This is a genomic window from Corynebacterium sp. 74A (genome assembly GCF_008930665.1).
Lineage (GTDB): Bacteria > Actinomycetota > Actinomycetes > Mycobacteriales > Mycobacteriaceae > Corynebacterium > Corynebacterium megadyptis.
Window position 1 is genome coordinate 274,132 of the sequence record NZ_PQMG01000001.1, and the last position, 14,132, is coordinate 288,263.

At 62.8% G+C, this 14,132-nt stretch carries 14 protein-coding genes and 5 tRNA genes; 11 read left to right on the plus strand and 8 right to left on the minus strand.

The genetic code is table 11. From position 1 onward, the window contains the following. The first annotated feature begins 10 nt into the window (after window positions 1–10). From GBB11_RS01170 to msrB, 8 genes are all read left to right on the plus strand, one after another. Window positions 11–82: transfer RNA gene (locus GBB11_RS01170), tRNA-Val, on the plus strand. Window positions 83–119: 37 nt separating this feature from the next. Further along, window positions 120–192, plus strand: a tRNA-Gly gene (locus GBB11_RS01175). 72 nt (window positions 193–264) lie between these two features. Next, window positions 265–338 (plus strand) — tRNA-Cys (locus GBB11_RS01180). A 5-nt stretch (window positions 339–343) separates the two neighbouring features. Continuing rightward, window positions 344–415: transfer RNA gene (locus GBB11_RS01185), tRNA-Val, on the plus strand. Window positions 416–452: 37 nt separating this feature from the next. Beyond that, a tRNA-Gly gene (locus GBB11_RS01190) sits at window positions 453–525 on the plus strand. A gap of 98 nt (window positions 526–623) precedes the next feature. Further along, window positions 624–1,301 (plus strand): pyrimidine reductase family protein, encoded by a 678-nt coding sequence (locus tag GBB11_RS01195; protein ID WP_225979112.1) that lies wholly within the window; start codon window positions 624–626, stop codon window positions 1,299–1,301. 91 nt (window positions 1,302–1,392) lie between these two features. Further along, window positions 1,393–2,694, plus strand: coding sequence for a glycosyltransferase family 87 protein (locus GBB11_RS01200; RefSeq protein ID WP_151548697.1), 1,302 nt, complete (start codon window positions 1,393–1,395; stop codon window positions 2,692–2,694). Continuing rightward, on the plus strand, window positions 2,691–3,101 hold the full coding sequence (gene msrB, locus GBB11_RS01205; protein ID WP_151528637.1) for a peptide-methionine (R)-S-oxide reductase MsrB: 411 nt from the start codon (window positions 2,691–2,693) through the stop codon (window positions 3,099–3,101). Before GBB11_RS01200 ends, msrB begins: the two co-directional genes overlap by 4 nt. Before the next feature lie 98 nt (window positions 3,102–3,199). Here msrB and hemQ read toward each other — a convergent pair whose 3' ends face one another. Continuing rightward, window positions 3,200–3,904, minus strand: a complete 705-nt coding sequence (hemQ, locus tag GBB11_RS01210; RefSeq protein WP_151548698.1) for a hydrogen peroxide-dependent heme synthase — start codon at window positions 3,902–3,904, stop codon at window positions 3,200–3,202. A gap of 279 nt (window positions 3,905–4,183) precedes the next feature. Here hemQ and GBB11_RS01215 point away from each other — a divergent pair, with 279 nt between their 5' ends. Then, complete coding sequence (locus GBB11_RS01215) at window positions 4,184–4,810, plus strand: DUF3000 domain-containing protein (protein WP_098755475.1); 627 nt, start codon at window positions 4,184–4,186, stop codon at window positions 4,808–4,810. Between the two features lie 83 nt (window positions 4,811–4,893). Further along, complete coding sequence (locus GBB11_RS01220) at window positions 4,894–6,120, plus strand: HRDC domain-containing protein (protein WP_192796295.1); 1,227 nt, start codon at window positions 4,894–4,896, stop codon at window positions 6,118–6,120. Window positions 6,121–6,136: 16 nt separating this feature from the next. Here GBB11_RS01220 and GBB11_RS01225 read toward each other — a convergent pair whose 3' ends face one another. The 5 genes from GBB11_RS01225 to dut all read right to left on the minus strand — a co-directional run bounded on the left by GBB11_RS01225 (window position 6,137) and on the right by dut (window position 11,879). Next, window positions 6,137–6,979, minus strand: a complete 843-nt coding sequence (locus GBB11_RS01225) for a formate/nitrite transporter family protein (protein ID WP_151548700.1) — start codon at window positions 6,977–6,979, stop codon at window positions 6,137–6,139. Window positions 6,980–7,037: 58 nt separating this feature from the next. Further along, complete coding sequence (gene dxs, locus GBB11_RS01230; RefSeq protein ID WP_151548701.1) at window positions 7,038–9,008, minus strand: 1-deoxy-D-xylulose-5-phosphate synthase; 1,971 nt, start codon at window positions 9,006–9,008, stop codon at window positions 7,038–7,040. A 226-nt stretch (window positions 9,009–9,234) separates the two neighbouring features. Then, window positions 9,235–10,452 carry a class I SAM-dependent RNA methyltransferase gene (locus tag GBB11_RS01235; protein WP_225979083.1) on the minus strand — a complete coding sequence of 406 codons (1,218 nt, stop codon included), beginning with the start codon at window positions 10,450–10,452 and terminating at the stop codon, window positions 9,235–9,237. A gap of 18 nt (window positions 10,453–10,470) precedes the next feature. Continuing rightward, complete coding sequence (locus GBB11_RS01240; protein WP_151548702.1) at window positions 10,471–11,379, minus strand: DUF3710 domain-containing protein; 909 nt, start codon at window positions 11,377–11,379, stop codon at window positions 10,471–10,473. Between the two features lie 68 nt (window positions 11,380–11,447). After that, entirely contained in the window at window positions 11,448–11,879 is a 432-nt protein-coding gene (dut, locus tag GBB11_RS01245) for a dUTP diphosphatase (RefSeq protein WP_192795869.1), read from the minus strand. A gap of 233 nt (window positions 11,880–12,112) precedes the next feature. On the opposite strand from dut, the gene GBB11_RS01250 reads away from it, so the two are divergent. Next, window positions 12,113–12,637, plus strand: coding sequence for a DUF3093 domain-containing protein (locus tag GBB11_RS01250; protein WP_370513507.1), 525 nt, complete (start codon window positions 12,113–12,115; stop codon window positions 12,635–12,637). Between the two features lie 113 nt (window positions 12,638–12,750). Here GBB11_RS01250 and GBB11_RS01255 read toward each other — a convergent pair whose 3' ends face one another. Continuing rightward, window positions 12,751–13,047 carry a DUF4193 domain-containing protein gene (locus GBB11_RS01255; protein WP_151528629.1) on the minus strand — a complete coding sequence of 99 codons (297 nt, stop codon included), beginning with the start codon at window positions 13,045–13,047 and terminating at the stop codon, window positions 12,751–12,753. Window positions 13,048–13,249: 202 nt separating this feature from the next. Next, on the minus strand, window positions 13,250–14,107 hold the full coding sequence (locus GBB11_RS01260; RefSeq protein WP_151548705.1) for an inositol monophosphatase family protein: 858 nt from the start codon (window positions 14,105–14,107) through the stop codon (window positions 13,250–13,252). Between the last annotated feature and the right edge of the window lie 25 nt (window positions 14,108–14,132).

Consider the following 14,132-nt stretch of genomic DNA (forward strand, 5'->3'; position numbering starts at 1 on the left):
AACAGCGCACGCGCGTTTAGCTCAGCGGGAGAGCGCTTCCCTGACACGGAAGAGGTCACTGGTTCAATCCCAGTATCGCGCACGCAGAACAAGGCATTGTTCTTTAAAACAACATGCATGCGGATGTAGCGCAGCTGGTAGCGCATAACCTTGCCAAGGTTAGGGTCGCGGGTTCGAGTCCCGTCATCCGCTCTGATACACCACCCCTTCGGGGGTGTCCTCCTTACACTTAAGGCGTGTATCGTTGTAAATACTAAGTGACACGGTGGAATGGCCGAGTGGTGAGGCAAAGGTCTGCAAAACCTTGTACACGGGTTCGATTCCCGTTTCCACCTCCACTTAAGCGCGTTTAGCTCAGCGGGAGAGCGCTTCCCTGACACGGAAGAGGTCACTGGTTCAATCCCAGTATCGCGCACGCAGAACAAGGCATTGTTCTTTAAAACAACATGCATGCGGATGTAGCGCAGCTGGTAGCGCATAACCTTGCCAAGGTTAGGGTCGCGGGTTCGAGTCCCGTCATCCGCTCTCTTAGAACTCCCGTCTTCTCCTTCTCGGAGAGGGCGGGAGTTTTCTCTGCGTGGCACAATGACCGTTATGGCCCCACTCCCCTCACCCGCAGTGAGATCCTCGGCGCCGAGTGCCCGCCCTCGCAGCCCGAGATCCGCGCTGTCTGCGTCTCCTCGCTCAATGGCTCCGCCACGCTCGAGGGAACCTCCGGCTCCCTGGGCAATGCTAATGACACCCGAGTGCTCAGCACGCTGCGTGCATGGGCCGACGTGGTACTCGTTGGCGCCGGCACCGTCCGCGCCGAAAACTACGGCGGGGTGCAGCTTAATCCCCAACAGCGCCAGCACCGCCGCGCCTTAGGGCAGGCGGAAGCTCCCCCGCTGGCTGTACTCACCGGCTCGGCGGAGATGGACACCACCTCTCGCTTCTTTCGCGACAGCACCACCGGACCGATCGTGATCACTGGCGCAGACAATGCGGAAAGAGCAGCCGAATTCGCGGCCGCCGGCGCGGAGCTGGTGCTGCTTGAGGAGCTCTCCATCGACCACGCCATAACAGCACTGCGGGAGCGTGGCTATCACCGCATCAGTATTGAGGGCGGCCCCAGCGTCTACGGCCATGTGCTTGCCCAAGGGCTGATCGATTATCTCCACTTAAGCCTCGCCCCGGTGATCACCCCCATGGATCAGCCGCTGTTTAGCTATCCTGCTGCGCCCACCCAGCTGCAGCTTGATGCCGTCCACCACGATGAAGAGGGCTATCTTTTCACCCGCTACCGCCTGCCACGCACCTAGCCCGGCATGATTTGGTGTTATGACCACAGTGTCTCAGCCACTGGGTGTGCCGCAGCGAATAACGCGAGGCTAAGCGATTACACTCACTGGAGTGATCACACCCAATTCCCTCCAGCATCGTGGCCTGATGATCGCGCTGTGGCCGATCGCGCTCGTGATCATCGCCTACCGCGTGGCCATTCAAGCCGCTGCCGGCGGCCGCGCCGATGATTTTTCCACTGTCTATTTCGCTATTCGACGCCACCTCGACGGAGTGAACGTCTATAGCGAGGATTACTCCACCGTGGACCCGCACTACCTCTATAACCCTGGGGCCACGCTCATTCTCTCCCCGCTCGGCTGGTCCACGGACTGGACCACCGCACGCATGCTCTTTATCTGCGCCAATGCCGTGGCCATTATCGCCGCGATCGTGCTGCTTTTCCGCCTCACTGGGCGCTCTATCCGCACCCCGTGGCTGCCATTGGCCATCTCCCTGGCTTTGTGTACCGAGTCCGTGATCAACACCCTGTTGTTCTCCAATATCAACGGGCTACTACTGCTGGCGCTGGTGAGCTTCTACGCCCTCACCCACGCCACCAAGCCCTGGGCGGCGGGGCTGGTTCTCGGCCTGGCCATCGTGATTAAACCCCTCTTCGCGCCCCTGATCTTCATTCCTGTGGTGCTGCTGCGTAGTCACTGGCCGAGTCTTATCGGCGCGATCGGGGTACCGGTGATCGCGAATCTCATCGCCATGCGCATTGTGACGGGGGCCGGCGAGTATTTCTCCGTGGTCGTGCCCTATCTCAGCCAGGTGCGCGACTACGCCAACGCCTCCCTGCGCGGGCTCACCCTCTACTTCGGGGTGCACCCTGTCGTGGCCATGGCGCTGTGGCTACTGCTCGCCGCCTTTGTGGGCGCCGGATTGATCGCCCTGCTTTCCATCCGCACCAGCAATCGGGTGGTGTGGCTGCTCACCACCGGCTCACTGCTGCTCGTCGGGGTGTTCGTGCTGTCCTCGCTGGGGCAGATGTATTACTCGATCCTGCTGCTGCCGCTCGTCGCCACCGCCGGCATGCACCGCAGCATGCTGCACAATCCACTGAGTATCCTGGCGATGTTCCTGTTCTACTTCCACTTCCGCACCGATGATCTCGGTGTCTCCCTCTGGGGTTATCTGGTCGGCACCACCATCGGCTACGCCGGCTGGGTGCTGCTCATTGTGGTCATTGCCACCACCGCGGTGAGCTGGCTATTCTGGGAGCCCGATCGGGCCACGGCATGTGCCGGCCGGCTGGGAGACCCCACCTTCGTCCCCGCAGCGCGAAGCGCCCACGCCAGCAGCCACGCCGCGAACCACACCCATACACAGCCCGGGCCGAGTATCGCCCACCGAGAGGAACAGACACAATGACGGATTATCGCGAACTCAGCGACAGCGAATGGAAGCGCCGCCTCAACCCAGAGGAGTTCCGCGTGCTGCGCATGGCCGGCACCGAAGCTCCCCATGTGGGCGAATACACCGACACCACCACGGCCGGGGTGTATTCCTGTAAGGCCTGCGGCACCGAGCTGTTTCGCTCGACGGAGAAATTCCAGTCGCACTGTGGTTGGCCCTCCTTCTTCTCCCCGCTCGCCGGGGAGCGCATCATCGAACGCGAGGACCATAGCCTCGGCCGGGTGCGCACCGAGGTGCTGTGCGCCAACTGCCATTCCCATCTCGGCCACGTCTTTGCCGGCGAGGGCTATGACACACCGACCGATCTGCGCTACTGCATCAACTCCATCTGCCTCACCCTCGAAAGCGACCCCGAGGCCTAGCATAGGTACGGCAGAATAGACACCGGCGCCCAGCGGCGAATAGTTTTCGCACCGCTGGGCGCCGGTTATGTATGCGTGCACGGCCGCATCGCTGCGTTTTAGGGCAGCATGCTCACGATCTCTTCGATATCGGCAACGCGACGGCCGGTGAAGAAGGGAGTTTCTTCCCGCACGTGCAGGCGGGCCTGGGTGTAACGCATGCGATGCATGAGGTCCACCAGACGGTGCAGCTCGGGGCCTTCGAAGGCGAGCACCCACTCATAATCGCCGAGGGCGAAGGCCGGCATGGTGTTTGCCCGCACATCCGGGTAGTTGCGCCCCGCCATGCCGTGCTCGGCGAGGATCTTGCGCCGCTTGGACTCATCCATGATGTACCAGTCATAGGAACGCACGAAGGGATAGACGGTGATCCAGTCGCCTGGCTCCTCGCCCATGATGAAGCTGGGCAGGTGCGACTTATTGAACTCCGCGGGGCGGTGCATGCCGTTGCCGGTCCACACCACCTCAGTGAGCTGACCCAGCGTGGTCTCGCGGCGGAAGCGGTTGTACACCTCCTGCAGCTGGCGGTATTCCTCGGCGTGCCACCAAATCATGAAATCCGCATCGGCCTGAATACCGCTGATGTCATAGATACCACGCACGACCAGCTGATCGCCGTCGTCAATGCTGGCGAAGAACTGGCGGGCTTCGGCGATCACTTCCTCGCGCTCGGAACCGAGGGCGCCCGGAATGGCCCGGAATACCGCCCACTGGGTGTAGCGCTGGATGGAGTTGAGCTTGGCGTAATCTGGCCGTTCACTCACGAAAAAGACCTCTTTTCACTCTGTTGAGAAAAGTACTGGTCGCGTGGGGAGAAACCACGGGATTTCCTGCGTATCTAACAGTGGACTATCCACGCGATTGCTGACTGTGCAAAGTCTAGCTAACCTCCACGCAGTTTAGCCATACCCACCCCGCGTTCAGTGCCCAGCGGCGGCACAGATGTGGTGGCGAGATGGCGTCGATAAGCCTACATAGCGGCCGTAGACAGCGATGACGAGGCTCGGCGCGCCTCCCGCGCGGCCGCATGTGCAGAAGCTAGCTTGGATCACGTGAAGGAATCTGACGCAACCCTGGCATCCGCACCGAATAGGACGTCCTCGCAGGGCTACCCGCAGGAATTTGCTGCGGCTGTGGAGTCGCTGCATACCGTGTCGCTGCGGCCGGAGATTTCTCTGGGCACGATTCGCCCACCACAAAAGCTCGCGCCGTATTCCCACGCGATCGGGCTGGAGGTCGAACATCCCCTTCGCGAGAACGAGCCTATTCCCACCGAGTCCGAGGGCGACGCCTTTGGCCGCTTGATCGTGCTCTACGATCCCAACTCGGAGGATGGCTGGAACGGCAATATGCGCCTCGTGGCCTATATTCAGGCCGATATGGACGATGCCGTGGCCAACGATCCGCTTCTTCCCGAGGTGGCGTGGCAGTGGCTATCCGAGGGGCTCGACGACTCCGGCGCCTCCATCACCGATGTGGGCGGCACGGTGACTTCCACCGCCTCTGTGCGTTTCGGTGATATCGGCGGCTCTCCCCGCTCCTTCCAGCTGGAGATGCGCGCCTCGTGGACGGCACTGGATCAGGACCTCAGCGATCACGTGCGGGCCTTTGCCAATGTGCTCGCCCTCGTGGCTGGACTGCCACCCGAGGGAGTCCGCACGCTGCGCTAGCACTAGAATGCTTCTGGAGCCAGCCATGCCTTAGCCGCTGGTGCGGCTCATTTTGCTTATCGACGCCAACCTCAGGAAGCACAGTGCAGCTTGACGAGCCCCGAGACGGCCTGCCCCCTGTTCTCTCCACGCCCACCGAATTTCAGCACGCCGCGACTGCCTTGGCTGCCGGTTCCGGCCCCATCGCTGTAGACACCGAGCGGGCCCAAACCTATCGCTTCGACGATCGTATTTTTCTGCTGCAGCTCCGCCGCGCGGGGGCGGGAACGTTTCTCATCGCACCCGAGCGCCATCGCCGCGAGGTCGCGCGCATCCTTGGCCGCGTGCTCAATCCAGAAACGTGGATTCTGCACGCCGCCCACAATGATCTGCCCATGCTGCGCGAATTGGGGGTATATCCCAGCGGGCTCATCGACACCGAGATCGCCTCGCGTTTGCTCGGCTTGGACAAACCTAATCTCTCCTCCTCTCTCGAGCACTTCCTCGGCATTTCTCTTGCTAAGGGGCATGGTCGAGAAAATTGGTCGCGCTGGCCCCTACCCTCCTCGTGGCGTAACTACGCAGCACTCGATGTCGAGCTGCTCATTGAGCTTGCGCAGGCCCAAGCGCTGCAGCTTAAGGAGGCCGGAAAGAGCGAGTGGATGGCCCAAGAGTGCGCCCACACGCTCGAGCTATGCGATGTCGACGCCCCTTCCCCCAGCTGGACCGAGGTCAAGGGCGTGGGCAAGGTCCGCAGCCGCAAACAACTCGCCTATGTTCGCGAAATCTGGCTGGCGCGGCGCACCGTTGCGAAAAAGCACGATCTACCGCCCTTTAAGGTGCTCGCCAATCAGCTCGTGCTGGATGTGGCACGGCGCCAACCGCGCAGCAAGAAAGAACTCAAAGAGGCGGTGCAGCCGCAGCGGCGACTCAAAGATCTGCCCCAGCGGGCACGCATGGAGTTACTCGATGAGCTCAGCATGGCGCTCGGCCGTGCCCGCTCCCTGAAAAAGGACAGCTGGCCGCAGCGCCCCAGCGATGGCCCCCGCCCTCCCGAGTATTGGGTGAAAAAAAGTGACCCCCTCTACAGGGCGAGCCTGCAGGCCGTGCGCGAGGATCTCGACGATCTGGGCCACGAGTTGCACCTCGATCGGAGTCTGCTTATCGACGCCCGCGCGATGAAGAAGATCGTCGCGCACAGCGTGAATATCGGTCCCCTCGATGATTTCACCCTTGCCGCCGACTATCAGCGCTTCGGGGTGCGCCCCTGGCAGCAGGAGCTCACCCGCACCGTCTTCCACCGGCACCTCCAGGCCTCCAGCAACTACTAGTTAAGGTCCGCCCAGCTTAGAATTGATCGGCTGCGCCAGCGCACCAGCCGCGCAGGACGCGCGGCAAGGTGGTAAGCATGAGGCCGCCGAGCACATTGAGCGGGATCACCCACCACACCCAGCCGATCCAGGCGAGGAAGCTCACCTCCGGTGCGCCGGAGAAGATCGCGCCAAAGATGATGATCGAATCTAGGACCGAGTGAAATAGCGGCGGACCGGCGAGGAGGAAAGCGCCGGCGACAGCGGCGGCAATGGTGGTGGCGCCGTCTTGGGAACCCACCTGCATGCGCGTCATCAAGGTGATAGCCCCGCCGGCAAGAAATGCCAAGGCTACTCCCTGCACACTCAGCCCAGTTTCAAGGAAGCTATGCGCGCTGTCCGCTATGGTGCCGTGCAATTCCGGCAGGGCCAGCTGCACCAACCATATGGAGAAGGCACCGCCTAGGAAGTTGGTCACCAGGGTGATCGACCACATGCGCAGCACCTCCCACCAGCTGCCCTTGCCGGCGGCGACGGCCACGACGGGATAGTAGAAGCCTTCGGTAAACAGATCAGAGTGGGCCAAGAGCAACGCCACAAAACCGATGGAGAAGGCCAAGGCCGCCAATAAGTGACTGCCCGTTTCATGCAAGGTCAGCAGATAGGCCAGCACACCGAAGGTGATCTCGACACCACCCAATAAACCCGTGGCTGTCATCACCCGCCAAGAGCGCTGCAGGCGTTCCGCGCCTGTGGCGGCGGCATCGACATAGGCGTCGATGATCTCTTCTTCGAGACTTTCCCCGCCGCGGGCGTGCTCCGCCTGATTATGCTCTTTGAGCTGCCGTTTTTTTAATTCAGAGTTTTCTTTCTCAGCCACGAGCTCACAGTATAGGTGGCGTGGGGAGAAAGTGATAAGCGCCCCGCGTGGGGGTGAGCTAGCTGTCGGCGGAATCAGCGTCTGCTACGGGGTCCGCTTCGATGCCCGATTCGGGGCTCTCCGCGCCGCTCACGGTGGCGCCAATGCCGTCGAGCCAGCCGCGGGTGGAAGCGGCGATGCCGTTGGCATCGAGGCCGATCTCCTCCATAATTTCGTTACGGGAGGCGTGCAGCAAGAAGCGCTGCGGTACGGCCGCATGCCGGGTGGGCACATCCACCTCGGCGGCGTTGAGGGCTTGGGCGATGCTGGAGCCCACTCCACCGTGGGCCACACCGTCTTCGATAGTGACCACTAGGTCGTGATCGGCGGCCAGCCCGATGAGCGAGGCCGGCACGGGGATCACCCAGCGCGGGTCGACCACCATGGTCGATACCCCCTCCTCCTCGAGGGCACGGGCGGCGTCGAGGGCCGCATGGGCCATCGGGCCCACGGCGATGAACAGCACCTTGGGGGCGTCGTTGTGCTCATCGTCGTGATAGCGCAGCACATCTACCCCATCGCTGAGCGTGCCGACAGCGTCGAGCTGCGGTGGGCGCGCCCCCTTGGGGAAACGCACCACGGTGGGCCCATCACTGATGTCAAGGGCCTCGCGGAATTGCTCGCGCAGCTGCTGCGCATCGCGGGGCGCGGCGAGCCTCAGCCCTGGGACGATGCCGGTGACTGCCATGTCCCACACGCCATTGTGGCTGGGCCCGTCCGAGCCGGTCACACCCGCCCGGTCGAGCACAAAGGTGGCGGGCTGCTTCAGCAGCGCCACATCCATCAAGAGCTGATCGAACGCACGGTTGAGGAAGGTGGAATAGATGGCCACCACCGGGTGTGTCCCACCGAGCGCCAGCCCCGCTGCGGAGGTGGTGGCATGCTGCTCGGCGATACCCACATCGAAGAAACGATCGGGGAACATCTCGCCGAATTCGGCTAGGCCGGTGGGCCCCGCCATGGCGGCGGTGATGGCCACAATATCGGTGCGTTCTTGGCCGGCTTTGATCAATTCTTCGCTGAAGATCTTGGTCCAGCCCGGCGCGGACTTGGCCAATGGCTCGCCCGTGGTGGGGTCGATGGCGCCGGTGGAGTGCATGAGATCGGCCACGTTGGCTTCGGCGGGCGCATAGCCGCGGCCCTTTTCCGTGACCATGTGCACGATCACCGGCTTGTCGTACTCCTTGGCGTATTTCAGCGCGGAGTTCACCTGCTCTTGATCGTGGCCGTCCACAGGACCCACATATTTGATTCCCATTTCGGGGAAGAGCACGGTGGGCAGCACAGCGTCCTTGAGCCCCTCCTTGACGGCGTGCATGGTGGTAAAGGCGCGGCGGCCCACCCAGCCCATGTTCTTCAGGGTGGATTTGCCCTGTTCCATGACGCGATCATAGAAGGGCTGCATGCGCAGTTCGGCGAGATTATTGGCGAAGCCGCCGATGGTGGGTGAATAGCTGCGGCCGTTGTCATTGACCACAATCACTAGGTTGCGGTCATTATCCGCAGCCACGTTGTTCAATGCCTCCCAGCACATGCCGCCGGTAAGCGCGCCATCGCCAACGACGGCGACCACACAGCGGTCCGTGTCTCCCTGCAGGGTGAAGGCCTTGGAGAGGCCATCGGCCACGGAGATCGATGCCGAGGCGTGGGAGGATTCGGTCCAGTCGTGCTCGGATTCTCCGCGATCGGTGTAGCCGGAGAGACCACCCTTTTGGCGCAGGGTGTCGAAATCATCGCGGCGCCCGGTGAGCATCTTGTGCACATAGGACTGGTGCGAAGTATCGAAGATGAGCGGGTCGTGCGGCGAGTTGAATACGTAGTGCAAACCGATGGTCAGCTCCACCACGCCGAGATTGGGGCCGAGATGGCCGCCGGTTTGGGAGACGTGCTGAATCAGGAATTCCCGAATCTCGCGCGCCAGCGCCTTTTGGCCGGCGATGGTTAATGCCTTGACGTCATCCGGAGTCGAGATGTGTTCCAAGAACCCCATGGATCGGTCTTCCTTTCAAAAGATCTCGGCGCCGTGTTCGGCCGTGGCACAGCGAAGGTGCCCACAGTGTGCTTCCACGTCCGCGAGGCTCACATGGTGCCCTCGGCGGGGCTCATGGTGCGGTGAACATACGCGAACTCACGCGCGGGCCGCAAGGCCGCAGTTTCATTCCTGTCTATTGTACTAGGCAGCTCCGCTCGGGTTGCCGAGCGGTAGCCGCACGCCTTTAACGTGCGTAGTCACGCTCGCTGGTGTCGGCCTCCGCTGGGGCGGGGCGCAGCAGTGCGATGCTCTCGCAATGGTGGGAGCCGGGGAAGGCATCCACCACGCTGAGCTGCTCCACGCTATAGCCGTGCTCGGCCCATCGCGCGAGGTCACGGGCAAAGGTGGCGGGGTCACAGCCGATGTGCACCACGGCTCGGGGGCGGCGGGCGGCCGTGCCGGTGATCACTGCCTCTGCCGCGCCGATGCGGGGCGGATCAAGCACGACCACATCGGGATCGGGCAGCACACCCGCGGTGGTGACGGCCTCGGCGCAATCACGATGGTGAAAGTGCACGCCTGTGTCTTGGGCGAAGGCACGGCGGCCGCACTCGGCGGCGTGCTCGGCGAGCTCGACCGAGTGCACCTCGCGCCCGGAGCCACCGCGCAGTGGATCCACGAAGAGACCCACACCGCCGTAGAGGTCCCAGGCGATGTCTCCGCCGATATCAGCGAGGGTCTCGGCGATAAGGCGCTGATAGGTCTCTGGCGCGCGCCGGTGGGCTTGCCAGAAAGCATCGGCGGGGAGAATGAATGTCCTCCCGCCGATGGTTTCTTGAGCCTGGCCGCTGCCCAGCAGCACCCGCCCTTTCGCCATCGCGTGCACCTGCCCCGCGCTATCGAGGCAGACACTGAGCTCCCTGGCTCGGGGCGGGGTGAGCGCGGAGATGGCGTCGTGAAGCTGCGGCGCAAAAGCCGAGCAGCGGTGATCGTGCACCACCTCGTGGGAGCCGCGGCAGCGCACGCCGATGCGGCCGTGGCCGTCCACGCCGAGCCGGGCGCGGGTACGCCAGCCAGTATCCATCCCCAGATCGATGGTGGTGACCTGATCTGGGGCGTCGAGCTTCGCCAGCCGGCGCAGCTGCTCAAGCACAATGCCGGTTTTGGTCTCCGCCTCCACGGCGGGGTCGAGATAGGCGAAGTCACAGCAACCGCCGCCCTGAGCGGCTGCGGGGCAGCGGGCCTCCACCCGGTCCGGCCCAGAGCTAAGCACCTGCAGCACGCGCGCCCGCAGGAAGCGTTTTTTCGCCTGGGTGATCTCTACCTCGAGCTCATCGCCGATCACGCTATCGCGGACGAAGACGATGCGGTGATCATCGTCTGCGTCGCAGAGCTGAGCGATCGCTTCGCCGCCATGGGCCATGCGCATCACCTGCACGCGCACGCGGGAGCCTATAAGCACGTCGAGCACTATAAGAACCTAGTTATCCTTGTTCAGCTCTTTGATCTGCTGCACACCGCTGCCGGGCTCAGACTCCTCGGGGGAGGGCACCTGCGGCTCGCCGCCCGCTACGGGTTGCTGCGGCTGCTGGGCTTGCTGTCCGGCACCGCTGTTCTGCTGGGCCATGTTGTACTGCGCCAGCGCCTGGGCTGCCTGCCGCTGCTGGTTCTGCTGCTGCGCCTGCTGGGCGTCATTCTTACGCTTGACCATGGCCTCTTGTACCTGGGCGACGAGCTGCTCCGGCAGCACGACGGGCAACGAGGTGCCGGCCATCATCGGCTGATCGCCGCGATAAACGAAGGTGCGGGCGAGCACATCGCGGGCGAGATCTCGCAGATCATCGGCCCGATCCTTGGGGCCGACGAGCGTGGTACGCAGCATCCAGCGGGGGCCATCGCAGCCGATCATGCGGATCTGGGCCTGGTCGGTCACACCGACGAGCTCGGTGCCCCACGGGCCGTCCTCGGTGTGCACCGCGAGTCCATCGTTTTCCATTCCGGCGCGGATCTCATCGATCACGGTGGGCCACTGGGGCTGGGATGCGGCGGCAGCAAAGCCCACCGGGGTGATGCGGCCGTGCTCGGTAACGATGTGAAGCATGCGGGGGCCGTTCTCCCCCATCTCCACCTGCACTTGGCTGGGCTTGGGCAGGGCGATCTTCATCGAACCCAGATCCAAGGTGCCCACAGAGAAATCAGAGAAGTCGAATTCCTCGATATCGACACTCTGGCCATCGAAGGGGCCATACTCCTCGCCGGCGGCACTGCTATCGGAATCAACCGCGGAGTCACCGTAGGCGGCGTCGGGCTGCTCGGTGGCGGTGGCGTGGGCCCCCGTCTCCTCAGCTGCTGCGTGCTTCTCTTCGTTCTTCTTGCCAAATGGCCACATGGGCGTCACTACCTAACGTTTATTCGGGTCTCTTGCTATAGGGGTACTACTTTTGCCGAGCCTACTATTTAATTCAGCCCTGTCGAACCATAGCCGCCGGTGCCACGAACGGTGTCGTCGAGTTCCTCCACTTCCTCGAAATCCACCAGCTCGACCTTTTGAATCACCAGCTGGGCGATGCGCATCCCGCGGGTGACGGAAAAACTCTCGTGGGGATCGTGGTTAATCAGGCATACCTTGATTTCGCCGCGATAGTCCGCGTCGATAGTGCCTGGGGTATTGACCACGGAGATGCCATGTTTCGCACCGAGTCCAGAGCGCGGATGAATCAGCCCCACATATCCCAGCGGCAGCGCCAGAGCGATGCCAGTGGCGATGAGCGCGCGCTCCCCTGGCTCCAGGGTGAGAGAGTCTGCTGCATAGAGATCCACCCCGGCGTCGCCGCGGTGGGCTCGAGTGGGCAAGGGCAAGTCGGGATCGAGTCGCTTGATCTTAAACACAGCACACAGCCTAGTCCTTCCGCCCCTGAACCCCCGAAGAGACAGCGGGTCGATGGACCGCAGCTCTGGCGCCTAGCCGCGGACGTTAAGGACCGTGATCAGCGGCGCAGCGTGAGCCTTGGGCGCAGCTCAGCACCACCGCAGCGTAGGAAATACTGAGTACATACTGAGAGGAAATTATGAGTGGTGAGGCTAAGTTGGACGTGGTGATAACTGCACTACACTCTAGGGATGTGACTACGTCTACGGAGAAGCGCGCCGCGACCCTCTACCGCGAACGGCAATGGGTTCCGTGGTATTGGTGGGTCCTGGCACTCACGATGGTGACAGTGTTCTGCCTGCAGTTGATGTTCAACCGCAATGTCTGGTGGTTCATTATTCCCGAGATCATTCTGGGTGCTGCAGTGATCTGGTACCTGTGGTGGATTTCCTCGACCACCGTGGTGGTGGAAGAAGACGCCGACGGGGTGCGGTGGCTCAGCACTGATGGCGCTTCCCTGCCACACACTGTGGTGGATCGCTCCTTGGCCGTGCCCGCCTCCGCGAAGCAAAACGCCATGGGCCGCCAGCTGGATCCGGCAGCCTATTTGGTCTCCCACGGCTGGGTGCCCCAAATGGTGATGTTGGTGCTGGATGATAGCGACGATCCCACCCCCTACTGGCTCGTTAGCTCCAAGGACCCGGCCGCCGTTCTCGAAGCCTTTGTTCCGGACCAGGCCGACACCGCCACCGCGCCGCTACGCCGCGGCCAGCGCTAGCACCGTCAGTTCCGCAGCACGCATAACGCCGACGATGAAACATTCTCATCGCCGGCGTTTGTTGTCTGCACAGGGCTGTGCTTATCGACGCATCCCCGTTGGATCTCTCCGTACTAGGCGCAGTCGAGGCAGATTTCGGAGCCATCAGACTCCACGTGAGACATACGGTTGCGCTTCTGCACGAGAAAGCAGCTCCCGCAGGTGAACTCGTTCTCCTGACGAGGCTTGACGTCCACGTTGAGCTCTTCGCCGGACAGATCCAGCGCCGGAAGCTCAAAGGGCTCCACGATCTCGCCATCATCATCAATATTCGAGGAGCTGGTATCAGCGGCGGCCTTCAGGCTCTCCAAAGAATCCGCGTCAAGCTCGTCTTCAACTCGGCCGCGTGGAGCGTCGTAATCAGTAGCCATGGGGAAACTTCCTTGTGTGTCTCGGGCTAGACGGTCAGGTCACACTTCTGGCGAGTTCCATACGCGTTTGAAGGGGTGAACAGGTGGTGAACTCGCTATCGACGCGCATACTAAAACACATACTGAGCTTTGTCACCTTCCCACTCGGACACACTCGGCACACCCCACCCCCGTTTCCGTGGCTGAGCACAGATTCAGCAGCTCACCGCTCATTCGTAGCGGTGCCGACCACCCCCGCTAATTGAGCCGCAACGCCCGGCTGGGCGACAAGAACCAGTGCATTATCGGCGCTGGACGTAGACAACGGCGGACAATCCACCGTGGCGCCAGCCTCCCGCGCGATGAGCATGCCGGCCGCATAGTCCCATGCATTCAAACCGCGCTCATAATAGGCATCAACCATGCCTGCGGCGACGGCCACCAGGTCCAAGGCGGCCGAGCCCATGCGCCGAATATCGCGCACCTGCGGCAGCAGTGTGGCCAACACCGCGGCCTGTTCGGCACGGCGCTCGGCGGAATAGGAAAACCCAGTGGCTACCAGCGCGGTGGCCAGATGGGCACTATCCCCGCACTGTAGCGGGCGAGGGTGCTGCGAGGTGGCGTCGTCACGCATATCAGCCCCTAGCCCCACCCCGGCGCTCGCGCACGCCCCAGTCGCCACGTTGAGCACGGCCCCAGCCACCACCTCACCATCGATGGCGGCGGCAATGGAGACCGCGTACTGCGGCAGGTTGTAGAGGAAGTTCACAGTGCCGTCGATGGGATCGACAATCCACACCACCCCCGTGGCGCTGCGTTTCTGGGCGCCTTCCTCACCGATGAGACCATCGCCCGGGCGCAACTGCTCCAAGCGGGTGGCGATGAACTCTTCGCTTGTCTCATCCACGATCGTCACCGGATCTACGGCCGATGACTTGGTGCGGGTAACCGCCCGGAGATCACCACCGAACTCGGCGCGGGTGCGCATAATCACCTCGCGGGCCTCATAGGCCACGGTGATCGCGGTGCGGCGCAGCTCGTGAACAGTATCAGTACTCAGGGTGTGCGATGTGGCAGTCATGGTCTCTATTGTGCACCTCGGACGC

Bases quoted from the DNA above. Each gene is read 5' to 3' on its own strand.
- GBB11_RS01260 (WP_151548705.1), bottom strand. From the start codon at position 14,107: ATGACTGCCACATCGCACACCCTGAGTACTGATACTGTTCACGAGCTG.
- dxs (WP_151548701.1), bottom strand. From the start codon at position 9,008: ATGGGGTTCTTGGAACACATCTCGACTCCGGATGACGTCAAGGCATTA.
- GBB11_RS01255 (WP_151528629.1), bottom strand. From the start codon at position 13,047: ATGGCTACTGATTACGACGCTCCACGCGGCCGAGTTGAAGACGAGCTT.
- GBB11_RS01240 (WP_151548702.1), bottom strand. From the start codon at position 11,379: ATGTGGCCATTTGGCAAGAAGAACGAAGAGAAGCACGCAGCAGCTGAG.
- msrB (WP_151528637.1), top strand. From the start codon at position 2,691: ATGACGGATTATCGCGAACTCAGCGACAGCGAATGGAAGCGCCGCCTC.